The sequence below is a fragment of the Rubrivivax gelatinosus IL144 genome (assembly GCF_000284255.1).
GTDB classification, from domain to species: domain Bacteria; phylum Pseudomonadota; class Gammaproteobacteria; order Burkholderiales; family Burkholderiaceae_C; genus Rubrivivax; species Rubrivivax gelatinosus_A.
This window is the reverse complement of record NC_017075.1, coordinates 4450442-4475411: the sequence shown is the minus strand read 5'-3', so window position 1 is coordinate 4475411 and position 24970 is coordinate 4450442. Positions and strand designations below refer to the sequence as shown.

Below are 24970 nucleotides of genomic sequence, written 5' to 3'. Positions count from 1 at the left end.
GCGCAGGGAAGTCGAGTCCGGACGCCGCCGCCGTGCCGCTGCGCCGCCGCTTCCGGAGCCGGCCGACCTGCCATTTCGTTTCAAGGACGTCATGGCAAGAACCACACTCCAGGCCCGCGATCTCTGGGCCGACATCCACGCCCTGCGCCAGCGCCGCCCGCTGGTGCACAGCATCACCAACGTGGTGGTGACCAACTTCAACGCCAACGTGCTGCTGGCCGCCGGGGCTTCGCCGGTGATGACCCAGGCGCACGAGGAGCTGGAGGACATGGTGGCCATCGCCCAGGCGCTGGTCATCAACATCGGCACGCTCGACGCCTATGCCGTCGAGGCGATGACGATCGCGCTGCGCGCCGCCAACGCGCGCGGCGTGCCGGTGGCGCTGGACCCGGTGGGCGCCGGCGCCACCGCCTACCGCAACCGCACGCTGGCGGCGCTGCTGGCCGCCGGGCGGCCGACGGCGATCCGCGGCAACGCCTCGGAGATCATGAGCCTGGCCGGCGAAGCCGTCGCCACGCGCGGCGTCGACAGCAGCGCCGGCACCGAGGCCGCGCTGGAGCCGGCGCTGGCGCTGGCGGCCAACCACGGCGCCGTGGTCTGCGTCAGCGGTGCCGTCGACCACGTCGTCGCACCCGACGGCCGAGTGCTGCGCCTGGACAACGGCCACGAATGGATGACGCGCATCACCGGCGTCGGCTGCTCGCTGACGGCGCTGGTCGGCGCCTTCTGCGCCGTGCAGCCCGACGCCTGGCGCGCCACCGCCGCGGCCACCGCGCTGATGGGCGTGGCCGGCGAGATCGCCGCCGAGCAGGCGCGCGCCCTTGGCGCCGGCGTCGGCACGATGGCCGCGCTGCTGGTCGACGCGCTGCAGCTCGTCGACGAAGCCGGTTTCCTGGCCCGCGCGAGGATCGTCGATGACTGAGCGCCGCACGCCGATGCAGGGCTGGGGCGTCGAGGCGCTGCGGCTGATGCTGGTCACCGACGAGACGCTTTGTGGCGGCCGGTCGCTGGAGGCGATCGTCGCCGCCGCGGTGCGTGGCGGCGTGCGCTGCGTGCAGCTGCGCGAGAAGCGGCTCGGCACGCGGGCCTTCGTCGAACGTGCCCGGGCGCTGAAGGCGCTGCTCGCGCCGCTGCGGGTGCCGCTGGTCGTCAACGACCGCGTCGACGTCGCGCTGGCCATCGGCGCCGACGGCGTGCACCTGGGCCAGAGCGACATGCCGGTCGAGGACGCGCGCCGGCTGCTGCCGGCCGAAGTCTTCATCGGCTGGTCGGTCGAGACCCTGGACGACGTGCGCCGCGCCGCCGCGCTGCCGCTGGACTACCTGGGCACCAGCCCGGTCTTCGCGACCGCGACCAAGACCGACGCCGCGCCGCCCTGGGGGCTGGAGGGCCTGCGCGCCGCGCGCGAGGCGACGGCGCTGCCGCTGGTCGCGATCGGCGGACTGCACGCCGGCAATGCCGCGCTGGCCATCGCGCACGGCGCCGACAGCGTCGCAGTCGTCAGCGCGATCTGCGCCGCCGCCGACCCGGAAGCGGCGGCGCGCGAACTGGCCCGCGTGGTCGGGGAGGGCGCCCGATGACGCCGCCGCCCTTCACCCACCGCTATGCGCGCGTGCTGATCGTCGCCGGCTCGGACAGCGGCGGCGGCGCCGGCATCCAGGCCGACCTGAAGGCCGTCGCCGCGCTCGGCGCCTACGGCATGACGGCGATCACCGCGCTGACGGCGCAGAACACGCTGGGCGTGCGCGCGATCCACGGCGTGCCGCCGGCGATGCTGCGCGCCCAGATCGACGCCGTCGCCGAGGACATCGGCACCGACGCGGTGAAGATCGGCATGCTGCATGCGCCGGACATCGTGCACGCCGTCGCCGGCGCGCTCGACGCCCACCGCCTGGCGCCGGTGGTGCTGGACCCGGTGATGATCTCCACCAGCGGCTCGCGCCTGCTGCAGGACGACGCGGTGCAGGCGCTTGTCGCCGAGCTCTTCCCGCGCGCCGCGCTGGTCACGCCCAACCTTGACGAAGCCGGTTTCCTGACCGGCCGCCGGCTGGACGACGAAGCCGGCATGGCCGCCGCGGCCGACGAGCTGCTGGCGCGTGGCGCGCCGGCGGTGCTGCTCAAGGGCGGCCATCTGCCGGGCGACGAGGTCGCCGACCTGCTGGCCACGCACGACGGCGGCCGGCTCTGGCTGCGTGCGCCGCGCATCGCCAGCGCCAACACGCACGGCACCGGCTGCTCGCTGTCGTCGGCGATCGCCGCGCGGCTGGCGCTGGGCGACACGCTGGAGACCGCGGTGCGCGCCGCGCACGCCTACGTGCGCCAGGCGCTGGCCGCCGGCGCGGCGGTGCGCACCGGCGCCGGCAGCGGGCCGCTGAACCACGGCGCAGCGCCCGAGCCGACGCGGCTGATCCCGCTGTGACGCCGTCGCGGGCTTGCGCGGCGTCGACCCGGCGCGCGCGGCCCGCTCCCTACAATCCGCCGCATGGCCTCCTGCGACGTCCTCGTCCGTGGCGCCGGCGCCGTGGGGCTGGCCGGTGCTCTGTCCCTCGCCCGCCAGGGCCTGCGTGTTGCGCTGCTCGGCAGCACGCCGCCGGTCGCGCCGGCCGGCCGCGCCGACATCCGCACCTACGCGCTCAACGCCGCCTCGGTCGCGCTGCTGCAGTCGCTGCGGGTCTGGGACGCGCTGCCCCCGGATGCCCGCACGCCGGTGCACGACATGCGCGTCGAAGGCGACGTGCCGGGCAACTCGCTCGACTTCTCGGCCTGGTCGCAGGGCGCCGACGCCCTAGCCTGGATCGTCGACGCCGCCGAACTCGAACACGCGCTGGGCACCGCCGCACGCTTCGCGCCGCATCTGGAGCGCGTGAGCAGCGAGGTGCCGGCCGAACTCGTCGTGCTCGCCGAAGGCAAGGCCTCGGCGACGCGCGAGCGCCTGGGCGTGAAGATGGCGCTGCACCCCTACGGCCAGCGGGCGGTCTGCGCGCGGCTGCAGACCGAGCAGGCGCATGCCGGCCTGGCGCGCCAGTGGTTCCGCTCGCCCGACATCCTGGCGCTGCTGCCCTTCGACCGGCCGCGCGCCGGCCACGGCTACGGCCTGGTCTGGTCGGTGCCCGAATCGCGTGCCGCCGAGCTGATGGCGCTGGACGATGCCGGTTTCGAAGCCGCGCTGGCCGAAGCCACCGGCGGCGCCGCCGGCGCGCTGCGCCTGGCCGGCGTGCGCGCCGACTTCCCGCTCGCCTTCGGCCGCGCCGAACGCCTCTGCGGCCCGGGCTGGGTGCTGGTCGGCGACGCCGCCCACGTCGTGCATCCGCTGGCCGGCCAGGGGCTGAACCTGGGCCTGGCCGATGTCGCCGCGCTGTCGGCGGCTGTCGCCGGGCGCGAGCCCTGGCGCGCGCTGGGCGACGAGAAGCTGCTGCGCCGCTACGCCCGTGAACGCGAGCTGCCGACGCGTGCGATGGGCCAGCTCACCGACGCGCTGCTGCACCTGTTCGCGAGCGAAGAACCGCTGGTCAGGGAACTTCGCAACCGTGGCCTGGATCTGGTGAACCGTCTGCCGCCGCTCAAGCGTTTCCTCACCGAGCGTGCGCTGGACCGTCCCCCCGCCGTTTCGAAGGAACCCCGATGAAGACGACGACCGTGCGGCTGGCCCTGGCTGCCGCCGCCGTGATCGCCTGCGGCAGCGCCGCGGCGCAGGAAGCCGCGATCCGCAAGGCGCTCGCCGAACGCCTGCCGACGATGCCCAAGATCGACGAAGTGCGCCCCAGCCCGATCGCCGGCCTCTACGAGGTGCGCTACGGCGGCACCGAGATCCTCTACGCCGACGCCAAGGGCGAGTACATCGTCCAGGGCGCCATCCTCGACACCAAGACGCTGACCAACCTCACCGAGGCGCGCCAGGACCAGCTGACGGCGATCGACTTCGCCAAGCTGCCGTTCAAGGACGCGATCACGCTGCGCCAGGGCAGTGGCAAGCGCCAGCTGGCGGTCTTCGTCGACCCGAACTGCGGTTACTGCAAACGGTTCGAGCGCGACATCGCCGGCCTGAAGGACGTGACGATCCACGCCTTCCTGATGCCGATCCTGGGCCCGGATTCCAACGCCAAGTCGCGCGACATCTGGTGCAACAAGGACCCTGCCAAGACCTGGCGCGCCTGGATGCTCGACGGCGTCGTGCCGCCCAAGACCATGGGCGCCTGCGACGCCAACGCGTTGGCGCGCAACGTCGCGCTCGGCCAGCGCCACCGCATCAACGGCACGCCGGCGGTGGTCTTCGAGGACGGCACGCGCAAGCCCGGCGCCATCCCGATCGACCAGGTCGAGAAGCTGTTGGCGGCCGCGTCCAGGAAGAGTTGACCTCCGGCGGCGACAATCGCCGCATGACTCCCACGCTGTCTCCTGCCGCGCTGCGGCTCGGTTATGCCGGGTTGGTGCCTTTCGTGCTGGGCGCCGCCCTGGTCTGGATCGTGCACCCCGAGGTGCTGCCCTATGCGACGCTGTCGCTGGCGGCCTATGCGGCGACCGTCGTCTCCTTCCTCGGCGGCATCCACTGGGGCATCGGCTTTCGCGAGGCCCAGCCCGAGGGCCGGCTTTTCGTCAACGGCGTCGTGCCGCCGCTGGTCGCCTGGGCCGGCGTGATGATGCCGGCCAACGCCGGCCTCGTCGTGCTCGGCGTGATGCTCGTCGTCTGCTACCTGATGGACCGCGGCGTCTACCAGCGCCACGGCATGGGCCACTGGCTGACGCTGCGTTTCCGCCTGAGTGCGATCGCCTCGCTGAGCTGTTTCCTGGGCGCCGCCGGCGCGGGGAGCTGAGATGCCGCGTTACCGCATCGAGTTCGCCGACCTCCACGCCCACCTGTTCCGCGTCACGCTGACGCTGCCGCGGCCGGCCGCGGCGCAGCGGCTGGCGCTGCCGGCGTGGATCCCGGGCAGCTACATGATCCGCGACTTCGCGCGCCACCTGGTCGGGCTGCAGGCGCGCCAGGGCGAGCGCGACGTCGTGCTGGAGCCGATGGACAAGACGAGCTGGCTGGCGCGCTGCGAAGGCGCCGAGGCTCTGGTCGTCACGGCCACCGTCTACGCCAACGACCCGTCGGTGCGCGGCGCCTTCCTCGACGGTTCACGCGGCTTCTTCAACGGCACCAGCGGGCTGCTGCGCGCCGAGGGCCGCGAGCACGAGCCGCACGTCATCGAGCTCGGCCCGCTGCCCACCGGCTGGGAGGTCGCCACCGCGATGCCCGCCGCCGGCCGCCGGCGCTGGCAGGCCGCCGACTACGACGAGGCCATCGACCACCCCTTCGCCTTCGGCCGCTTCTGGCGCGGGCGTTTCGAGGTCGCCGGTGCCGAGCACGAGATCGCCGTCGACGGCGCCTGGCCCAACTTCGACGGCGAGCGCCTGCTGGCCGACGTCGAGCGCATCTGCCGCTGGCAGATCCGCTTCTGGCACGGCGCGCGCGGCAAGCCGCCGTTCTCGCGTTACCTCTTCCTGCTGCACGCCGCCGAGGACGCCTACGGCGGCCTGGAACACCGCGCCAGCACGGCGCTGATCGCCTCGCGTCGCGACCTGCCGCGCCGCGGCGAGGCCGAGCCGGGCGAGGCCTACGTGGGCCTGCTGGGCCTGTTCAGCCACGAGTACTTCCACACCTGGAACGTCAAGCGGCTGCGTCCGCGCTCGCTGGTCGGTGCCGACCTGGGCCGCGAGGCGCCGACCTCGCTGCTCTGGTTCTTCGAGGGCTTCACGTCCTACTACGACGACCTGTCGCTGCTGCGCACCGGCCTGGTCACGCGCGAGCGCTACCTGGCGCTGCTCGGCAAGCAGCTGGCCGGCGTGCTGGCGACGCCGGGCCGGCGCGTGCAGAGCGTCGCCCAGGCCGCGGCCGACGCCTGGACGCGCTACTACCGCGCCGACGAGAACACGCCCAACGCCACCGTCAGCTACTACGCCAAGGGCGCGCTGCTGGCGCTGCTCGTCGACCTGCGCCGGCGCGCCGCCGGCAGTTCGCTGGACGAGGCGATGCGCCGGCTGTGGAAGCGCCACGCCGAACGCCCGGTCGACGAAGCCGACCTGTTTGCCGCACTCACCGACGGCGTGCCCGGCCTCGCCGAGGAGCTGGCGGCCTGGGTGCACGGCACCGGCGAGCTGCCGGTGGCCGATGCTCTGGCCGGTTTCGGCGTCGCCACGCAACTCGGCACCGGCACGCTGGCCCAGCGCCTGGGGCTGCGCCTCTCGGAAGGCGCAGCCGGCTCGGTGGTGCGCCAGGTGCTGCGCGGCAGCGCCGCCGAGGCTGCCGGTGTCGCGCCCGGCGACGAACTGCTGGCCGCCGAGGGCTGGCGGCTGCGCCGGCTGGAAGAGGCGGCGCAATGGCTGGCGCCCGGCGCGCCCTTCGAGCTGCTGGTCGCGCGCGACCAGCGCCTGCACCGGCTGCAGCTGGTGCCGGGTGCCGCGGCCGCGCCGACCGTCGGCCTGGCGGCCGATGCCGCTGCCCCTGCCGCGGCCCAGGCTCGCCGCAAGGACTGGCTGGGCAGCTGATGGCGCGGCGCACGCGGCGATGGGCGGCGCTGGCCTTGCTGACGCTGGCGCTGGTCGCCGTGCACCTCGAACTTGCCGACCAGGTGCTGCGTTCGGGCCTGGGCGGCGACGAGGACCCGCCGCCCAAGCCGCTGGACGTGCACTTCGTGCAGACGCTGCAGCCCAGTGCGCCACCGCCGCCGCCGCCGGCCGCGGCCCGTCCCGCGCCACGCAAGCCCAAGCCGGCCGCGGTGGTGGCCGAGGCCGCCTCGGCACCGGCCTCGGCCGCGTCGGCGCCCGACGAGGTGCTGGCCGAGCCGTCGCCGGCCTCCGAGCCGCTGCCGCCGATCGGCGATGAACAACTCGCCCAGGCCAATCCCTTGCCGGCGCCGGCCTCGACCGCGTCGGCGCCGTCGGCCGGCGAAGGCGAGGCCGAAGCGGCGCCGTTCGACTGGCCGCCGTCGACCCAGCTCGCCTACGACCTGACCGGCAACTACCGCGGCCCGGTGCAGGGCCAGGCGACGGTGGAATGGCTGCGCGAGGGCCCGCGCTACCAGGTGCACCTGGAGGTCTCGATCGGCCCGTCGTTCGCGCCGCTGGTCACGCGCCGGCTGTCCAGCGACGGCGAGGTCACCGAGCACGGCCTGCGCCCGCGGCGCTACGACGAGACGACACGCGCCGCGTTCCGCGACCCCAAGCACCTGACGGTGCAGTTCGGCGACGACGTCATCCGCTTCGCCAACGGCCGCGAAGGCCCGGTGCCGCCGGGCGTGCAGGACAGCGCCAGCCAGTTCGTGCAGCTGACCTGGCTGTTCACGACCCAGCCTTCGCTGCTGCAGCCCGGCAAGTCGGTGCAGCTGCCGCTGGCGCTGCCGCGCAGCGCCGACGTCTGGACCTACGACGTCATCGGCCACGAGACGCTGCACACGCGTTTCGGCGACATCGAGACGCTGCACGTCAAGCCGCGCCGCGCGCCGCGGCCGGGCAAGGAGCTGACCGCCGAGATGTGGGTCGCGCCGACGCTGCAGTACCTGCCGGTGCGCATCGTCATCCGCCAGGACGATGACACCTGGGTCGACCTGCTGATCCGCCAGCTGCCGCGCCAGTCGGCGCCGACCTGAGCACTTGCGGCATAGTCGGCGCCGAGCCCGCACGGGCGCTTCACCGACCACAGGAGACATGCCGCATGACGACCCCTGAGCCCCTGGTGCTGACCGAACTGCGCGGCGACGGCGAACGCCGCACCGCGCTCCTCACGCTGAACCGGCCCAAGCAGCTCAATGCGCTGAACGACGCGCTGATGGACCAGCTCGGCGACGCGCTCGCCGCCTTCGACGCCGACGACACGGTCGGCTGCATCGTCATCACCGGCAGCGAGAGGGCCTTCGCCGCCGGCGCCGACATCACCGCGATGGCCGGCTTCAGCTTCATGGACGCCTACAAGGGCGACTTCATCACGCGCAACTGGGAGCGCATCCTGCGCGTCAGGAAGCCGGTGATCGCCGCGGTCTCGGGCTTCGCGCTCGGCGGCGGCTGCGAGCTGGCGATGATGTGCGACTTCATCATCGCCGCCGACACGGCGAAGTTCGGCCAGCCCGAGATCAAGCTCGGCATCATCCCCGGCGCCGGCGGCACGCAGCGTTTGCCGCGTGCGGTCGGCAAGGCCAAGGCGATGGACATGATCCTGACGGCCCGCATGATGGACGCCGCCGAGGCCGAGCGTGCCGGGCTGGTGTCGCGCATCGTGCCGGCGGCCGCGCTGCTCGACGAGGCGCTGGCCGCCGCCGAGCTCATCAACGCCCAGAGCGGGCCCAGCGTGATGATGGCCAAGGAGTGCGTCAACCGCGCCTTCGAGTCCGGCCTGGCCGACGGCCTGGGCTACGAGCGCCGGCTGTTCCACGCGCTGTTCGCCACCGAGGACCAGAAGGAAGGCATGGCAGCCTTCGTCGCCAAGCGCAAGCCGGCGTTCAAGCAGCGCTGAAGAAGCACCGCGCCGCGGGCGCGGCGTTCAGCGCCGCGCTTCGCTGGCGAGGAAGTCGCGGTAGGCCAGCGCCAGGCCGTCGGCCAGCGTCGTGCTGGCGCGCCAGCCGGCGGCGGCCAGGCGCGAGACGTCCATCAGCTTGCGCGGCGTGCCGTCGGGCTTGCTGCGGTCGTAGACGATGGCGCCTTCGTAGCCGACGGTGCGGCGCACCAGCTCGGCGAGTTCGGCGATCGTCACGTCCTCGCCGACGCCGACGTTGACCAGCGGCGGCTCGAAACGTCCGGTCTTGGCCTCGTCGCTGCCCAGCAGCGCGTCGAAACGCTCATCGGGCAGGTTCATCAGGAAGACGCAGGCGTCGGCCATGTCGTCGCTGCACAGGAACTCGCGCCGCGGCGTGCCGCTGCCCCAGACGGTGACGCTGGGCTCGCCGCGCGTCTTGGCTTCGTGGAACTTGCGCAGCAGCGCCGGGATGACGTGGCTGTTCGTCGGGTGGTAGTTGTCGCCGGCGCCGTAGAGGTTGGTCGGCATCGCCGCCAGGTAGCGCGTGCCGTGCTGGCGGTTGTAGCTCCAGCACATCTCGATGCCGGCGATCTTGGCCAGCGCGTAGGCGCGGTTGGTCGGCTCCAGCGGCCCGGTCAGCAAACAGCTCTCGGGCATCGGCTGCGGCGCGTGTTTCGGGTAGATGCAGCTCGAGCCCAGGAACAGCAGGCGCTCGACGCCGGCGTGCCAGGCGGCGTCGATGACGCTGGTCTGGATCGCCAGGTTCTCGCGGATGAAGTCGGCCGGGAAGTCGTTGTTGGCGACGATGCCGCCGACCTTGGCCGCGGCCAGGAAGACGTGGCGCGGGCGCTCGGCGGCGAAGAAGGCGCGGGTTGCCGCGGCGTCGGTGAGGTCGAGCTCGGCGTGCGTGCGCAGCAGCAGCCGGCGGTGGCCGGCGGCCTGCAGCCGGCGCACGATGGCGCTGCCGACCAGGCCGCGGTGGCCGGCGACGAAGATGCTTTCGTCCAGGTCCATCGCGGCGCTCACTCGTGGTGGTCGTAGGCCGTGAAGCCGGCCAGCTTGACCAGGCTGTCGCGGCGCGCGGCCTCGTAATCGGCCTCGACCATCTCCTTGACGAGTTCGGCCAGCGTCGTGCGTGGCGTCCAGCCCAGCTTCTCGCGGGCCTTCGTCGGGTCGCCGAGCAGGGTCTCGACCTCGGTCGGGCGGAAGTAGCGCGGGTCGACGCGCACGATGACCTCGCCGGGCTTGCAGCGTGCACGCTTGCCGGTCACGCGTTCGACGACGCCGACCTCGTCTACACCTTCGCCGGTGAATGCGACCTCGATGCCGAGTTCGGCCGCGGCCAGCTGCACGAACTCGCGCACGCTGCGCTGCACGCCGGTGGCGATGACGAAGTCTTCCGGCCGGTCCTGCTGCAGCATCAGCCACTGCATCTCGACGTAGTCGCGGGCGTGGCCCCAGTCGCGCAGCGCCGACAGGTTGCCCAGGTACAGGCAGTCCTGCAGGCCGAGCGCGATGCGGGCGACGGCGCGCGTGATCTTGCGCGTCACGAAGGTCTCGCCGCGCAGCGGGCTCTCGTGGTTGAACAGGATGCCGTTGCAGGCGTACAGACCGTAGGCCTCGCGGTAGTTGACCGTGATCCAGTAGCCGTAGAGCTTGGCCACCGCGTACGGGCTGCGCGGGTAGAAGGGCGTGGTCTCCTTCTGCGGGATCTCCTGCACGAGGCCGTAGAGCTCCGAGGTGGACGCCTGGTAGAAGCGCGTCTTCTTCTCCAGTCCGAGGATGCGGATCGCCTCCAGCAGCCGCAGCGTGCCGATGCCGTCGACGTTGGCCGTGTACTCCGGCTCCTCGAAGCTGACCGCCACGTGGCTCATCGCACCGAGGTTGTAGATCTCGTCGGGCTGCACCTGCTGCACGATGCGGATCAGGTTGGTGCTGTCGGCGAGGTCGCCGTAGTGCAGCTTGAAACGCGGGTTCTTCTCGTGCGGATCCTGGTACAGGTGGTCGATGCGGTCGGTGTTGAACAGCGACGCCCGACGCTTGATGCCGTGCACCTCATAACCCTTGGCGAGCAGGAGTTCCGCCAAGTACGCGCCGTCTTGGCCCGTTACGCCGGTAATGATTGCTTTCTTGGACATGTAACAGTCTCTGATGGGAATTGAATAAACCGTGTTCTTGCTATCCGGGACGTTAACGGTGTCGCCAGTGTCGCCGGATCCATAGCCAGCATTATTCCGGCATATTGCCAAACTTCCGTTGCGTCAGGGCGGTCTAGCCCCTTCGGATCGCGACCGGCCGCGTGTCAAGGTGCCAGCCAGTGCCCGCCCTCGGCGTCGAACAGCGCGCGGCGCTGGCCTTCGGGGTGCAGTTCCAGCCAGTCGAGCGCGTCCACGCGCATCGTCATCATCGCGAAGTGGGCGCGTGTGCCGCGTTCGGGCACCGGCTTGACGATGCGGCTGCCGGGCGGCAGCGGCGACAGATAGTCCTGCGCCGCCGGCGTCATCATCAGCTTGGCCCAGCGCGACCAGACGCCCAGGCCCGAGGTCTCGACCGTGATGTGCACGTGCAGCCGCAGCTGCCAGCCGCGGCTGGCCGACCAGAGCACGAGCACGCCTTCGGGATGGTCCTGGACGTGCTCGACCTTGGGGCTGCGGGCGTCGGTGTAGACGATCAGCGAGTGCGCCGCCGGCTCGACCTCGCGCAGCACGACGCTGCGGGCGTCGGCGCGCTGGCCGTCGGTGGTGGCGAGCACGCCGACGTGCCAGTCGTGGGCCGAATCGGTCGAGCGGCCCAGTTCGTGCCAGACGGCGTCCTCGATGGCGGCGAGGTCGTGCAGGCGTTCGTCCATTCTTCTTCGTCTCCCGCTGCCGACTCGCCGCTGTCCTTCGCGTCAGGCCTCGCGCCGCAGGGCGGGGAACAGGATCACGTCGCGGATGCTGGGGCTGTCGGTCAGCAGCATGATGAGCCGGTCGATGCCGATGCCGCAACCACCGGCCGGGGGCATGCCGTACTCCAGCGCGCGGATGAAGTCGGCGTCGTAATACATCGCCTCCTCGTCGCCGGCGTCCTTGTTCGCCACCTGGGCCTGGAAACGTGCCGCCTGGTCCTCGGCGTCGTTGAGCTCGGAGAAGCCGTTGGCGTATTCGCGCCCGGTGATGAAGAGCTCGAAACGTTCGGTGATCGACGGGTTGCTGTCCGACGCACGCGCCAGCGGCGAGACCTCGACCGGATAGTCGACGATGAAGGTCGGCTGCCAGAGCTTTTCTTCGACCGCGGCTTCGAACAGGCCGAACTGCAGCTCGGCCAGCGTCCAGTGCGCCGGCGGCTCTTCGCCCAGTTCCTTGAGCTTGGCGTGCAGCGCCGCGGCGTCGTCGGCCTCGCTCTCGCTGACGCCGGCGTGCACGACCAGCGAGTTGCGCACCGACAGGCGCGCGAACGGCTGGTCGAGGTCGACCTCGCGGCCGGCGTAGCTCAGCTTGGCGCTGCCGGTGGCGGCGCGTGCGGCGTGGCGCAGGACCTGTTCGGTGAAGTCCATCAGGTCGTGGTGCGTCCAGTACGCCGCGTAGAACTCCATCATCGTGAACTCGGGGTTGTGCCGGACACTGATCCCCTCGTTGCGGAAGTTGCGATTGATCTCGAACACCCGCTCGAAGCCGCCGACCAGCAGCCGCTTCAGGTAGAGCTCGGGCGCGATGCGCAGGAACATCTCCTGGTCCAGCGCGTTGTGGTGCGTGACGAAAGGCTTGGCGTTCGCGCCGCCCGGGATCGGATGCAGCATCGGCGTCTCGACCTCGAGGAAGCCGTGCTCGACCATGTACTGGCGGATCGAGCTGACGGCCTTGCTGCGGGCGACGAAACGCGCGCGCGCAGCGTCGTCGGTCATCAGGTCGACGTAGCGCTGGCGGTACTTCTGTTCCTGGTCGGTCATGCCGTGGAACTTGTCCGGCAGCGGCCGCAGGCTCTTGGTCAGCAGGCGAACGCGGGTCGCCTTGATCGACAGCTCGCCGGTCTTGGTGCGGAACAGCGTGCCTTCGCAGCCGAGGATGTCGCCCAGGTCCCAGCGCTTGAACGCGGCCAGGGTCTCGGGCCCGACGGCGTCCTGCGTGACGTAGAGCTGGATGCGGCCGGTGGCGTCCTGCAGCGTCGCGAAACAGGCTTTGCCCATCACGCGCTTCAACATCATGCGGCCGGCGACCGAGACCGTGACGGCCTGCGGCTCGAGTTCCTCGTTGGGCACCTGGCCGTGTTTGTGGTGCAGGTCCGCGGCGTGGTGGCGCGGCTTGAAGTCGTTGGGGAAAGCGACGCCTGCGGCGCGGATGGCTTGCAGCTTCTCGCGGCGTTCGGCGATCAGTTGGTTGTCGTCGGTCATGGGGGGCCCGGTGATGTGCCGCAATTTTAGGCGCAGCCTAGAATGAGCGGTTCGATGAAAGTCAGCCCCAGCCTGCCGATCGTGCAGCGCCCGATCCGCTTCGCGCTGGTCGGATGCGGCCGCATCTCGGCCAATCACATCGAGGCGCTGCGCCAGCACGCCGACCGCGCCCAACTCGTCGCCGTCTGCGACAACCGCCCCGAAGCGCTCGCCGCCGCGGTCGCCAAGACCGGCGCCGCCGGCTACGCCAGCCTCGACGAACTGCTCGAGGCCAGCGACTGCGACATCGTCACACTGGCCACGCCCAGCGGCCTGCACCCGCGCCAGGCGATGAAGGCCGCACGCGCCGGCCGCCATGTGCTCACCGAGAAGCCGATGGCGACCAAGTGGGACGAGGGCATGGAGATGGTGCGCGTCTGCCGCGACGCAGGCGTCAAGCTCTTCGTCGTCAAGCAGAACCGGCTCAACCCGACGATGCAGCTGCTCAAGCACGCGGTCGACGCCGGGCGCTTCGGGCGCATCCACTGCGTCGTTGTCAACGTCTTCTGGACGCGCCCGCAGAGGTACTACGACGACGCGCCCTGGCGCGGCCGCTGGGACCTGGACGGCGGCGCCTTCCTGAACCAGGCCAGCCATTACGTCGACATGGTCGACTGGCTGGTTGGCCCGGTCGACAACGTGCACGCCTACACCGCCACGCTGGGCCGCGACATCGAGGCCGAGGACACCGGCGTGATGTCGCTGCGCCTGCGCAAGGGCGGCCTGGCCTCGATCAACGTGACGATGCTGACCCACGGCAAGAACTTCGAGGGCAGCATCACGATCCTCGGCGAGCGCGGCACGGTGCGCATTGGCGGCGTCGCCGTCAACCAGATCCAGCACTGGGAGTTCGACAGCCCGGCGCCCGAGGACGAGGCGGTGAAGAACGCCAGCTACGCCGCGCCCTCGGTCTACGGCCCCGGCCACCCGCTGTACTACGACAACGTCATCGGCACGCTGCGCGGCGAGAAGAGCGCCGAGGTCGACGGCTACGAAGGCCTGCGCTCGCTCGAAGTGATCATCGCCGCCTACCGCAGCGCACGCGACGGCTGCCGCGTCGGCCTGCCGCTGGTCTTCTGAGCGTGGCCGTGAACGCCGCCGTGCACCCCAGCGCCATCGTCGACGACGGCGCGACGCTGGGCGAGGGCACGCGTGTCTGGCACTTCGCCCACGTCTGCGGCGGCGCGACGATAGGCGCCGGCTGCTCGCTGGGGCAGGGCGTCTACGTCGGCAACGACGTCGTCATCGGCGACAACGTCAAGATCCAGAACAACGTCTCGGTCTACGACGCCGTCACGCTCGAGGACGACGTCTTCTGCGGCCCGAGCATGGTCTTCACCAACGTCTTCAACCCGCGTTCGGCGGTGCCGCGCAAACACGAGTACCGGCGCACGCTGGTGCGCCGCGGCGCGACGCTGGGCGCCAACTGCACCATCGTCTGCGGCACGACGATCGGCGAATACGCCTTCGTCGGCGCCGGCGCGGTGGTCAGCCGCGACGTGCCGGCGTACGCGCTGGTCGTCGGCGTGCCGGCGCGCCGCATCGGCTGGATGAGCCGCCACGGCGAACGCCTCGCGCTGCCGCCCAGCGGCCACGGCGAGGCCGAGTGCCCGGCCACCGGCGAACGCTACCGCCTCGACGGCGACACCCTCATTCCATGCAGTTCACCGACCTGAAGTCGCAGTACGCGGCGCTGAAGGGCTCGATCGACGCGCGCATCCAGCGTGTGCTCGACCATGGCCAGTACATCATGGGCCCCGAAGTCGCCGAGCTCGAGAGCGCGCTCGCCGCCTTCGCCGGCACGAAACACTGCATCACGGTCGCCAGCGGCACCGAGGCGCTGCTGATCGCCTTGATGGCGCTGGACCTGCAGCCCGGCGACGAGGTCATCACGACGCCGTTCAGCTTCGCCGCGACCGCCGAGACCATTGTGCTCGCCGGCGCGCGCCCGGTCTTCGTCGACGTCGAGCCCGACACCGCCAACCTCGACGTCGCGCTGCTCGAAGCGGCGATTGGCCCGCGCACCAAGGCCATCGTGCCGGTGAGCCTGTACGGCCAGGTCGCCGACCTCGACGAGATCAACGCCATCGCCGCCCGCCACGGGCTGGCCGTCATCGAAGACGCGGCGCAGAGCTTCGGTGCCGTCTACCGCGGCCGGCGTTCGTGCGCGCTGTCGACCTTCGGCGCCACCAGCTTCTTCCCGAGCAAGCCGCTGGGCTGCTACGGCGACGGCGGCGCGCTGTTCACCAGCGACGACCGGCTGGCGCAGGCGGCGCGCGAGATCCGCGTGCACGGCCAGAGCGCACGTTACCGCCACACCCGGCTGGGCGTCGGCGGCCGCATGGACACGCTGCAGTGCGCCGTCGTGCTCGCCAAACTCGAACGTTTCGGCTGGGAGCTGGAGCGCCGCGCGGCGATCGGCGCGCGTTACCGCGAGCTGCTGGCCGGCGTCGAGCAGGTCACGGTGCGCCCCGACCGCAACTCGGTCTACGCCCAGTACACGGTGATGGTCGACGAACGCGAAGCGGTGCAGGCCGCGCTGAAGGCCGCCGGCGTGCCGACCGCCGTGCACTACCCGGTGCCGCTGCACCACCAGCCGGCCTATGCCGCCTACGCCACGCCCGACGCCTGCCCGGTGGCCGCGCGCCTGGCGCAGCGTGTGCTGAGCCTGCCGATGAGCGCCGACCTCAGCGAGGCCGACCAGGACACCGTCGCCGCGGCGCTGCGCCGCGCGCTGGCCTGAGGGCGCGCCGGCCGCGATGAGCCGCGCCGTCGCCCGCGGCACCGCGATCAACCTCGCGGCCCGGCTGGCCGCCGTCGGCCTGGTGCTGGCGCTGACGACGGTGGCCGCGCGCCTGGGCACCGAGCAGCAAGGTGTGTTCGCGCTGTTCACCAGCGTCGAAGGGCTGCTGCTGGCGCTGATGTCGGGTTTCGGCGTCGCGCTGGCACGGCGTGTTTCGCACCACGGCGAATCCTCGCCGGCGCTGCTGGGCGCGGTGGTCCTGGCCTGCGTCGCCGCCGGCGCCGTGGCCGGGCTGGGGCTGTGGATCTTCTCGCGTGTCGGCCCGCCGGCCTACGCCTCGCTGTGGCTGCTGGCGCTGGCCGCGCCGCTGCTGCTGCTGGCGCCCAACGTCGCTGGGCTCTGGCTGGGGCAGGGGCGCATGGCGCCGATGGCGCTGGTTTCGGTGGCGCCACCGGCGCTCGCGCTGGCCGCGCTGGGCGCCGTCGCGCTGGCCCAGGCGCTGGCGCTGCCGGCGTTGCTGGCCTGCTGGGTGGCGGCCAAGGTCGCGGTGGGGATCACGCTGCTGGTGCTGCTGGCGCGCCGCGGCCGGCTGGCCTCGCCGGACCTCGGCGCCTTGCGCGCCGAACTGCCCTTCGTCGCGACGATCGCGCTGACGAACCTCGTTTCGCTGGCCAACTACCGCGTCGGCCTGTTCGTCGTCGAGCGCGTGCTCGGGCTCTCGGCCACCGGCGTCTATTCGATCGCGGTGATGGTCGCCGAGCTGCTGTGGTTCGTCTCGGGTTCGCTGACGCAGGCCGTCTACGGCCGCATCGGCACGCCCGACCGCGAGCGCGCGGCACAGACCACGCTGCGTGCGCTTCACCTCAGCTGGCTGGCGCTGCTGGCGGCGGCACCGCTGCTCTGGCTGGCGGCGGCGCTGATCCTGCCGCGGGCGCTGGGGCCGGCCTATGCCGACAGCCTGCTGCCGCTGGCGCTGCTGCTACCCGGCGTGCTGGCCTTCGGCGGCGCGTCGGCGATGTCGGCCTTCTTCACCAACCACGCCGGCCAGCCGCAGGTGCCGGCGCGCATCGCCGCCGGCTCGCTGGCGGCGAACGCGGCGCTGTCCGTGCTGCTGGTGCCGCACTGGGGCGCGGCGGGTGCGGCGCTGGCGGCCTCGCTCGCCTACGGCGTTTCGGTGCTGCTGCTGGCACGGCGTTTCGCCGCCGCCGCCGGCTGGCCGCTGGCGACGGTGCTGCGCCCGGGGCGTCACTGGGCCGACGGCCTGCGGGCGCTAGCATCCCGCACCGGAGGTCCAGGGCGATGAAGGAGACGCTGCAGCGCTGGTGGCGCACGCTGTTCGGCCCGCGCATGTTCTACGGCTGGCGGCGCGGCGACGGCGTCTGGCTGGCGCACACGCGCATCAGCGGCGCTTCGCGGCTGGAGGCGCCCGAGCGCCTGCAGATCGAGGACCACGTCTACATCGGTCCGTTCAACTTCATCGACGCCTCCGGCGGGCTGACGATCGCCGAGGGCTGCCAGATCTCCACGCACTGCGTCGTGCTCAGCCATTCCAGCCACCAGGCCGTGCGCCTGGCCGGCCGCAGCTACTGGGGCGAGGCCGACCCGCCCGGCTACCGCCGCGCGCCGACCTCGATCGGCGCCTACAGCTTCATCGGTGCGCACAGCGTCGTCGCGCCAGGCAGCCGCATCGGCCGCGGAGCGCTGGTGCGCGCCTTCAGCTACGTCAGCGGCGAGGTGCCCGACTTCGCGATCGTCGCCGGCCAGCCGGCGCGCGTGATCGGCGACACGCGCGAGGCCGACGAAGCCTGGTTCGCGCAGCACCCCGGCTCGCGCGCCGACTACGACGAGTGGGTGCGGCGCACCGGCCCGGGCGGCGCTTGATGTCGCGCGTCGTCCCGGTGTGCCCGCGCTCGCGTTAACTTCCCGATGACTTCTCCCATCCGTTACGCGCTGATCGGCGACGCCGAGAGTCCGCACCTGCTGAAGTGGGCGCGGGCGCTGGCGGCGCTGCCCGAGCTGGAGCTCTGGGTCGCGTCCAGCCGCGGTTTCCTTTCCGGTTTCGACGCCATCGTGCCGCCCGCGCGGCGGCTGGCGCTGGCCACTCGCCCCGACGCCGGCGGCGGCAACATCGGCCTGCTCAAGCAGCTGCCGCGGCTGGCGCGCTGGCTGCACCGCGTGCACCCCGAGTGGCTGCACGCGCACTACCTCACCTCGCACGGCACGCTGGCCTGGCTGGCGCAGCGGCTGTACGGCGTGCGCGGCCGGCTCGTCGGCTCGGCCTGGGGCAGCGACATCCTCGTCGCGCCGCAGAAGAGCACCGCGCTGCGCGCGCTGACGCGCCGCGTGCTGCGTGCCTGCGCGCTGACCACCAGCGATTCGCAGGCCATGGCCGAGAAGATGCGGGCCCTGGGCGCGTTCGACATCATGGTCTTCCCCTTCGGGCTGGAGACCATGCCGCCGCTGCCGCCGGCCAAGGACCCGGCGCTGTTCTTCGCCAACCGCGGGCTGGAGCCGATCTACGCGCCCGAGCGTGTGCTGCAGGCCTTCGCCTCGCTGCCGGGCGACGGGCTGCGCCTGGTCGTCGCCAACGACGGCTCGCTGCGCAAGGAGCTGCAGGCGATGGCCGACGCCCGCACCGCCTTCGTCGGCCGCCTCGACGCCGACACCCAGGCCGGCTGGTACGCGCGCTCTCTCTGGTACCTGAGCCTGCCGACCAGTGACTCGGTCTCGGTCTCGGTGCTGGAGGCGATGGCCCACGGCTGCATCCCCATCGTCTCGGACCTGCCGGCCAACCGCGAGCTGGTGCGCGACGGCGACAACGGCATCGTGCTCGCCGCCGGCGAACGCCTGACGCCCGAGCGCCTGGCGCCGCTGGCCGCACGCGCCGGGGCCATCGCCGCCGCCAACCGCGACTGGGTCGAACGCGAGGCCTTGTTCGCACCGCGCGTGCGCGCCTTCGTCGACCGCCTGCTGGCGCTGGAGCCGCGATGAGGCTGCTGGTGCTGAACCACTACGTCGGCTCGCCGGCGCTGGGCATGGAGTACCGGCCCTACTACCTGGCGCGCGAATGGGTGCGCGCCGGCCACGAGGCGCTGCTGCTGGGCGCCGACTTCTCGCACGTGCGCACGCGCCAGCCGCCGCCCGGCGACCTGACCGTCGACGGCATCGGCTATCGCTTCTACAAGACGCCGCCGTACCAGGGCAACGGCCTGGGGCGGGTGAAGAACATCTGGGCCTATCTGCGCGCCGTCTGGGCCGACACGCCGCGCCTGGTGCGCGAGTTCCGCCCCGAGGTCGTCGTCGCGTCCAGCACCTACCCGATGGACATCTGGGTGGCGCAGCGCATCGCGCGGCGCGCCGGCGCGAAACTCGTCTACGAGGTGCACGACCTCTGGCCGCTGAGCCCGATCGAGCTGTCGGGCATGTCGCGCCGGCACCCGTTCATCCTGCTGTGCCAGGCCGCCGAGGACCACGCCTACCGCCACGCCGACCGCGTGATCTCGATGCTACCCAAGGTGCACGGTTACATGGCCTCGCGCGGGCTGGACCTGGCCCGGCTGCACGTCGTGCCCAACGGCATCACGCTCGACGAGTGGGAGGCCGAGCCGCCGCCGCTGCGCGAGGACGTCGCCGCCGCGCTGGCCGCCGCGGCCGCCGGCGGCACGGTGGTCGGCTACGCCGGCTCGATGGGGCTGCCGAACGCGCTCGACACGCTGCTCGACGCGGCCAAGCTGGTGCAGCACGAGCCGCTGCGTTTCGTGCTCGTCGGCGGCGGCCACGAGCAGGCGCGGCTGGCGCGGCGTGTGGCCGACGAAGGGCTGGCGAACGTGACGATGCTGCCGCCGATCCCCAAGGCCCAGGTGCCGGCCTTCCTGGCGCGCTGCGACATCGCCTACATCGGCTGGCAGCGCGTGCCGATCTACCGCTTCGGCATCGCGCCGAACAAGCTGATGGACTACATGATGGCGCGCCGCGCCGTGCTGCATTCGGTCGAGGCCGGCAACGACCCGGTGGCCGAAGCCGGCTGCGGCCTGACCGTCGCGCCGCAGGACCCGGCGGCCGTCGCCGACGGCCTGCGCCGGCTGGCGGCGCTGCCGGCCGACGAGCGCCGCGCGATGGGCGAACGCGGCCGCGCCTTCGTGCTCGCGGAGCACACCTACCCGGTGCTGGCTCGGCGTTTTCTCGAGGCCCTGCGCTGATGAGCTGCGCCGACGACGAGCCCGACGCCGTCGCCGCGCGCTACGCCCGGCGCCATGACGGCGACCGTTATTCGCCGCTGCGCCCCGAGGTCTGGCAGACGGTGCAGGAACGCGAACGTGCGCTGCTGCGCCGCCTGGCCGCCGTCGGACTGCGCAGCCTGGCGCCGCTGGCCATCACCGAGGTCGGCTGCGGTGGCGGCGGCAACCTGCTGGGGCTGCTGCGCCTGGGCGCCTCGCCCGAACACCTGACCGGGCTGGAGCTGCTGCCGGAGCGCCACGCCCAGGCGCGGCACGTGCTGCCGCCGGCCACCGCGGTCTGGCTGGGGGACGCCTGCGTGGCGCCGGTGCCGCCGGCCAGCCAGGACCTGGTGCTGCAGTACACCGTCTTCTCCTCGCTGCTCGACGACGCTTTCCAGCAGCGCCTGGCCGCTGCGATGTGGCGCTGGCTGAAACCCGGCGGCGCCGTGCTCTGGTACGACTTCACCGTCGACAACCCGAAGAACCGCGACGTGCGCGGCGTGCCGCTGAAGCGCGTGCGCGCGCTGTTCCCCGAAGGCCGCGTGCACGCCGAACGCCTGACGCTGGCGCCGCCGCTGGCGCGCGCCGCCTGCGCGCTGCACCCGGCGCTGTACCGGCCGCTGGCGGCGGTGCCGGGGCTCAGCACCCATGTGCTGGCCTGGATCGCCAAGCCGGCTTGAGACAATTCCCTCTGAACCCCTGAACCGTTTGCCAGGAGCCCCGGCGTGAGCCAGCCCTTTCTTCCCTTCGCCCTGCCGGAAATCGGCGGGGACGAGATCGCCGAAGTCGTCGACACCCTGCGTTCCGGCTGGGTGACCACCGGCCCCAAGGCGCGCCGCTTCGAGCAGGACTTCGCCGCCTTCCTGGGCGGCGACGAGTACCACTGCATCGCCGTCAACTCGGCCACCGCCGGCCTGCACCTGGCGCTGGAAGCCGCCGGCGTCGGCCCCGGCGACGAGGTCATCACGACGACCTGGACCTTCACCGCCACCGCCGAGGTCGTGCGCTACCTGGGCGCCGACGTGAAGCTCGTCGACCACGACCCGGCGACGCTGAACATCGACCCGGCCGCCGTCGAAGCGGCGATCGGCCCGCGCACCAAGGCCCTCCTGCCGGTGCACTACGGCGGCCTGGCGGCCGACATGCCGGCGATCCTGGACCTCGCACGCCGCCACGGCCTCAAGGTCGTCGAGGACGCGGCGCACGCGCTGCCCACCACCTGCGGCGGCGCGCTGGTCGGCACGCTGGCCAGCGACGCCACGGTGTTCAGCTTCTACGCCAACAAGACCATCACCACCGGCGAAGGCGGCATGCTGGTCACGCGTGACGCCGAGCTGGCCAAACGCGCCCGCGTGATGCGCCTGCACGGCATGAGCCGCGACGCCTTCGACCGCTTCACCGCCAAGGTGCCGAGCTGGTACTACGAGATCGTCGCGCCGGGCTTCAAGTACAACCTGACCGACATCGCTGCGGCGCTGGGCATCCATCAGTTGAAGCGCGCCCACGCCTTCCAGCAGCGCCGCGCGGCGATCGCGGCGCGCTACGACGAACTGCTCGCCGGCCTGCCGCTGCTGCTGCCGCCGAAACCCGCCGCCGGCGATGTGCACGCCTGGCACCTGTACCCGGTGCGCCTGACGGACGAGGCCGGCGTCACCCGCGAGCGCTTCATCGAGAAGATGTTCGAGCAGGGCATCGGCTGCAGCGTGCACTACATCCCGCTGCACCTGCACCCGTACTGGCGCGAGCGCTACGGCCTGGACCCGGCGCAGTTCCCGCGCGCCCAGCACACGTACGAGCGCATCGCCAGCCTGCCGATCTACACGCGCATGACGGACGCCGATGTCGAGCGTGTCGCCGCGGCGGTGCGTGTGGCGCTGGGGCGCTAGGATGGCGCCACGGAGGTGCCTGCGATGAACGTGCTCGCCAAGCCTGTCCTCGGTCTGGAAGCCTTTCTCGCCTGGGAGAACGAACAGCCCGAGCGCCACGAGTTCCATCGCGGCGAGGTGTTCGCGATGGTCGGGGCGCGGCGTGTGCATGCCGTCGTCGTCGACAACCTGCGAGCCGGGCTGCGGCAGCACGTCAAGGGCTCGGGCTGCCGCGTCTTCGGCGAGTCCGCCAAGCTCCAGATCGGCGACGACACCGTCCTATATCCCGACGTCTTCGTCACCTGCGACAAGGCCGACCTGGCGACCGACATCGTCTTCCGTTCGCCGCTGCTCGTCGTCGAGGTGCTGTCGCCGTCGACCGTCGCCTACGACCGCGGGCTGAAGTTCGCGCTCTACCGCCGCGTCCCGTCGCTGCGCGAGTACCTCGTCGTCGATCCGGACTCGCGCCGTGTCGAAGCCTTCCGCCGCGACGCCGCCGGCCAGTGGTTCATCCACGACATGAGCGAGTCCGACACGCTGGAAGTCGCCTGCCTGGACGGTCGCATTCCGATGAGCGAACTCTTCGACGGCGTCGACGCGCCCCCTGTCGCCTGATCCGTTGACCAAACGCCTGTTCGATCTCGTCGGCGCCGCCGTCGCGCTGCTGCTGCTGTCGCCGCTGCTGCTGGCCGCGGCGCTGGCCGTCAAGCTGGACTCGCCGGGGCCGGTGTTCTTCCGCCAGCAGCGGGTGGGCCGCGGCGGCGTGCCGTTTCGCATCCACAAGTTCCGCACGATGCGCGAGGGCGTGCCGGGGCTGCAGATCACCGTCGGCGACGACCCGCGCATCACGCGTGTCGGCCGCTGGCTGCGGCGCACGCGCATCGACGAGCTGCCGCAGTTCATCGACGTGCTGCAGGGCACGATGAGCCTCGTGGGCCCGCGCCCCGAGGTGCCGCGCTACGTCGAGTTCTATCCGCCCGAGCTGCGCGAGCGTGTGCTGTCGGTGCGCCCGGGCATCACCGACCCGGTGTCGCTGGCCTATGCCGACGAGAGCGAGCTGCTGGCGCGCGCCGCCGACCCCGAACGCGAGTACGTCGAGGTGCTGCTGCCGCGCAAGCTTCAGGCCGCCGCCGCCTATGCCGAGCGCGCGACGCTGTGGACCGACCTGGGCGTGCTGCTGCGCAGCGTCGGCGTGCTGCTGGGGCGCTCATAGAATGACCGGCTTGCCCTCTGCCTGGCCTTGCGTGCGCCGTCCGTGTCGAATCCCGATCGTCTTCCCGACACGCGCATGAGGTCCACGCCGCCCACCGTCTGGCACCGCCTGGACCTCGTGCTGGCGCGAATCCGCCCGCACCGCGAGCCGCTGTCGCTGCTGGCCGACGCGCTGGTCATCGCCTTCTGCTGGAACGTCACCTACCTGTTCCGTCTGGGCTTCGAGCGCTGGATCGAGGCCCGCCCCGGTTACGACCCCTGGGTGATGCTGGGCGTGGTCGCCGCCTACCTCGCCGCCTTCGCGGCGCTGCGCGTGCCGCAGGCGATGTGGCGCTTCTCCGGCTTCGGCGAAGTCAAACGGCTGACGCTGGCCTGCGTGCTGGCCGGCAGCGTCTCGGCGGCCGTCGTCATGGGGCTGGGGCTGGCGCAGGTGCCGCGTGCGGTGCTGGCGCTTCATCCCTTCGTCGCGCTGATGGGCGTGTGCGTCGTGCGCATCGGCTACCGCATGCTCTACGAGCACGCGCGCCAGCGCATCACCGGCAGCGAGCGCGAGATCCGGCGCGCCGTGGTGATGGGCGCCGGCGCCGCGGCGCGGCTGCTGCTGGCGGGCATCCACGAGCAGGGCTGGATCGTGCTGGGCCTGCTCGACGACGACCCGGCCAAGCAGGGCGCGCGCATCGCCGGCGTGCCGGTGCTGGGGCCGCTGGACGCCATCGCCGACAAGGCGGTGCGCGGCGCCGCGACGCACGTCGTCGTCGCGCTGCCCTCGGCCAGCCGGGCGCAGCGCCGGCGCGCGCTGGACCTGGCCGCCGGCACCGGGCTGCCGGTCGTCACCGTGCCCAGCGTCGACGAGCTGCGCACCGGCAAGAGCCGCATCGAGCGCCTGCGCGAGATCCAGCCCGAGGACCTGCTGGGCCGCGAGCCGGTGAAGCTCGACGACCGCGGCGTTGCCGCCGTCATCGCCGGCCGCACGGTGCTGATCACCGGCGCCGGCGGCAGCATCGGCAGCGAGCTGTGCCGTCAGGTGGCGCAGTTCCAGCCGGCGCGCATCGTGTTGTACGAGCTGAGCGAGTTCAACCTCTATTCGATCGAGCAGGACCTGGCGCGCGGCTTCCCGCACGTCGAGCTGGTGCGCCTGATCGGCGACGTCAAGGACCTGGCGCATCTGCGCGCCGCCTGCGCCGCCTGGCGCCCCGAGGTCCTGTTCCACGCCGCCGCCTTCAAGCACGTGCCGCTGATGGAAGAGGGCGACAACGCGCTGGCCGCGCTGCGCAACAACACGCTGGGCACCTATCACGCGGCGTTGGCCGCGGCCGAGGCGGGCTGCGGCCGTTTCGTGCTGATCAGCACCGACAAGGCCGTCAACCCGACCAACGTGATGGGGGCCACCAAACGCGCCGCCGAGATGGTGGTCAGCACGATGGCCGCGCAGCACAAGGGCACGCGTTTCATGGCCGTGCGCTTCGGCAACGTGCTGGGCTCCAGCGGCAGCGTGATCCCGAAGTTCAAGGAGCAGATCGCGCGCGGCGGCCCGGTGACGGTGACGCACCCGGAGATCATCCGCTACTTCATGACCATCCCCGAGGCCGCGCGCCTGGTGCTGCAGGCCGCCGCGGTGGGCGAGAGCGGCCAGGTGCTGGTGCTGGACATGGGCGAGCCGGTGAAGATCGTCGACCTGGCGCGCGACCTCATCCGCCTGGCCGGCCACACGACGCAGGAGATCCGCATCGAGTTCACCGGCCTGCGCCCCGGCGAGAAGCTCTACGAGGAGCTGCTCGCCGACGCCGACAACACGCTGCCGACCCCGGTGCCGCGGCTGCGCATCGCGCGGCTGGCGGAGGAGCCGGGGGAGGTCGGGGCGCTGTTGCGCTGGGCCGAGGAGACCACGTCTGCCCACGACACCGATGTGAGGGACGCGCTGCGGCAGGTGGTCGCCGAGTACCGTCCGACGGCGTGAAACAATCGCGGGACCGCCCTCTCGCGGCCGCGTGCCGGCGTCCGATGTCTCGGCGCCCCGCGGGGGCCACATAAAAAATT

General features: G+C 72.2%; 25 protein-coding genes. 21 read left to right on the top strand and 4 right to left on the bottom strand.

The features are described from left to right. The first annotated feature begins 91 nt into the window (after positions 1-91). The 9 genes from thiM to RGE_RS20280 all read left to right on the top strand — a co-directional run bounded on the left by thiM (position 92) and on the right by RGE_RS20280 (position 8488). Positions 92-922, top strand: a complete 831-nt coding sequence (thiM, locus tag RGE_RS20320) for a hydroxyethylthiazole kinase (RefSeq protein WP_014430355.1) — start codon at positions 92-94, stop codon at positions 920-922. Next, the gene (thiE, locus tag RGE_RS20315; protein ID WP_052311029.1) at positions 915-1580 is read left to right on the top strand and encodes a thiamine phosphate synthase; all 666 of its coding nucleotides are present in this window, start codon (positions 915-917) and stop codon (positions 1578-1580) included. The genes thiM and thiE overlap by 8 nt, the downstream gene beginning before the upstream one ends. Continuing rightward, positions 1577-2419, top strand: a complete 843-nt coding sequence (thiD, locus tag RGE_RS20310) for a bifunctional hydroxymethylpyrimidine kinase/phosphomethylpyrimidine kinase (RefSeq protein WP_014430353.1) — start codon at positions 1577-1579, stop codon at positions 2417-2419. The genes thiE and thiD overlap by 4 nt, the downstream gene beginning before the upstream one ends. Positions 2420-2482: 63 nt before the next feature. Beyond that, positions 2483-3625, top strand: a complete 1143-nt coding sequence (locus RGE_RS20305) for an FAD-dependent monooxygenase (protein ID WP_014430352.1) — start codon at positions 2483-2485, stop codon at positions 3623-3625. Next, positions 3622-4353: a DsbC family protein gene (locus RGE_RS20300; protein WP_014430351.1), complete on the top strand. Its 732-nt coding sequence runs from the start codon at positions 3622-3624 to the stop codon at positions 4351-4353. Before RGE_RS20305 ends, RGE_RS20300 begins: the two co-directional genes overlap by 4 nt. A 23-nt stretch (positions 4354-4376) precedes the next feature. Continuing rightward, positions 4377-4811, top strand: coding sequence for a DUF3429 domain-containing protein (locus RGE_RS20295; RefSeq protein ID WP_043784332.1), 435 nt, complete (start codon positions 4377-4379; stop codon positions 4809-4811). 1 nt (position 4812) lies between these two features. Next, positions 4813-6528 (top strand): M61 family metallopeptidase, encoded by a 1716-nt coding sequence (locus tag RGE_RS20290; protein ID WP_014430349.1) that lies wholly within the window; start codon positions 4813-4815, stop codon positions 6526-6528. Continuing rightward, the gene (locus RGE_RS20285) at positions 6528-7628 is read left to right on the top strand and encodes a DUF3108 domain-containing protein (RefSeq protein ID WP_014430348.1); all 1101 of its coding nucleotides are present in this window, start codon (positions 6528-6530) and stop codon (positions 7626-7628) included. Before RGE_RS20290 ends, RGE_RS20285 begins: the two co-directional genes overlap by 1 nt. 65 nt (positions 7629-7693) lie before the next feature. Next, positions 7694-8488, top strand: a complete 795-nt coding sequence (locus RGE_RS20280) for an enoyl-CoA hydratase (RefSeq protein ID WP_014430347.1) — start codon at positions 7694-7696, stop codon at positions 8486-8488. A gap of 27 nt (positions 8489-8515) precedes the next feature. Here the strand turns inward: RGE_RS20280 and RGE_RS20275 are convergent, their stop codons facing one another. The 4 genes from RGE_RS20275 to lysS form a co-directional block, all read right to left on the bottom strand. Beyond that, positions 8516-9502, bottom strand: coding sequence for a GDP-L-fucose synthase family protein (locus RGE_RS20275; protein WP_014430346.1), 987 nt, complete (start codon positions 9500-9502; stop codon positions 8516-8518). A gap of 8 nt (positions 9503-9510) precedes the next feature. Beyond that, entirely contained in the window at positions 9511-10626 is a 1116-nt protein-coding gene (gene gmd, locus RGE_RS20270) for a GDP-mannose 4,6-dehydratase (RefSeq protein ID WP_014430345.1), read from the bottom strand. A gap of 164 nt (positions 10627-10790) precedes the next feature. Beyond that, entirely contained in the window at positions 10791-11336 is a 546-nt protein-coding gene (locus RGE_RS20265; RefSeq protein WP_014430344.1) for a PNPOx family protein, read from the bottom strand. Between the two features lie 42 nt (positions 11337-11378). Further along, complete coding sequence (gene lysS / locus RGE_RS20260; RefSeq protein WP_043784330.1) at positions 11379-12857, bottom strand: lysine--tRNA ligase; 1479 nt, start codon at positions 12855-12857, stop codon at positions 11379-11381. A 54-nt stretch (positions 12858-12911) separates the two neighbouring features. Between lysS and RGE_RS20255 the strand changes: the two genes are divergently transcribed. The 12 genes from RGE_RS20255 (at position 12912) to RGE_RS20200 (ending at position 24890) form a co-directional block, all read left to right on the top strand. Continuing rightward, on the top strand, positions 12912-13976 hold the full coding sequence (locus RGE_RS20255) for a Gfo/Idh/MocA family protein (protein WP_014430342.1): 1065 nt from the start codon (positions 12912-12914) through the stop codon (positions 13974-13976). An 8-nt stretch (positions 13977-13984) separates the two neighbouring features. Next, a complete protein-coding gene (locus RGE_RS20250) occupies positions 13985-14572 on the top strand; it encodes an acyltransferase (RefSeq protein ID WP_014430341.1) in 588 nt (195 codons plus the stop codon). Beyond that, positions 14554-15639 (top strand): DegT/DnrJ/EryC1/StrS family aminotransferase, encoded by a 1086-nt coding sequence (locus RGE_RS20245; protein WP_014430340.1) that lies wholly within the window; start codon positions 14554-14556, stop codon positions 15637-15639. Before RGE_RS20250 ends, RGE_RS20245 begins: the two co-directional genes overlap by 19 nt. Positions 15640-15655: 16 nt before the next feature. Continuing rightward, complete coding sequence (locus RGE_RS20240; protein ID WP_014430339.1) at positions 15656-16942, top strand: MATE family efflux transporter; 1287 nt, start codon at positions 15656-15658, stop codon at positions 16940-16942. Beyond that, the gene (locus tag RGE_RS20235; RefSeq protein WP_014430338.1) at positions 16939-17520 is read left to right on the top strand and encodes an acyltransferase; all 582 of its coding nucleotides are present in this window, start codon (positions 16939-16941) and stop codon (positions 17518-17520) included. Before RGE_RS20240 ends, RGE_RS20235 begins: the two co-directional genes overlap by 4 nt. A 45-nt stretch (positions 17521-17565) precedes the next feature. Further along, a complete protein-coding gene (locus RGE_RS20230) occupies positions 17566-18630 on the top strand; it encodes a glycosyltransferase (protein WP_014430337.1) in 1065 nt (354 codons plus the stop codon). Beyond that, positions 18627-19838, top strand: coding sequence for a glycosyltransferase family 4 protein (locus RGE_RS20225; protein WP_014430336.1), 1212 nt, complete (start codon positions 18627-18629; stop codon positions 19836-19838). Before RGE_RS20230 ends, RGE_RS20225 begins: the two co-directional genes overlap by 4 nt. Next, positions 19838-20536: a class I SAM-dependent methyltransferase gene (locus tag RGE_RS20220; protein WP_014430335.1), complete on the top strand. Its 699-nt coding sequence runs from the start codon at positions 19838-19840 to the stop codon at positions 20534-20536. The genes RGE_RS20225 and RGE_RS20220 overlap by 1 nt, the downstream gene beginning before the upstream one ends. A gap of 45 nt (positions 20537-20581) precedes the next feature. After that, positions 20582-21742: a DegT/DnrJ/EryC1/StrS family aminotransferase gene (locus RGE_RS20215; protein ID WP_014430334.1), complete on the top strand. Its 1161-nt coding sequence runs from the start codon at positions 20582-20584 to the stop codon at positions 21740-21742. A gap of 24 nt (positions 21743-21766) precedes the next feature. Next, a complete protein-coding gene (locus RGE_RS20210) occupies positions 21767-22336 on the top strand; it encodes a Uma2 family endonuclease (protein WP_014430333.1) in 570 nt (189 codons plus the stop codon). Positions 22337-22340: 4 nt separating this feature from the next. Beyond that, on the top strand, positions 22341-22934 hold the full coding sequence (locus RGE_RS20205; protein WP_014430332.1) for a sugar transferase: 594 nt from the start codon (positions 22341-22343) through the stop codon (positions 22932-22934). Positions 22935-23009: 75 nt separating this feature from the next. Continuing rightward, complete coding sequence (locus tag RGE_RS20200) at positions 23010-24890, top strand: polysaccharide biosynthesis protein (RefSeq protein ID WP_014430331.1); 1881 nt, start codon at positions 23010-23012, stop codon at positions 24888-24890. Positions 24891-24970: the final 80 nt, after the last annotated feature.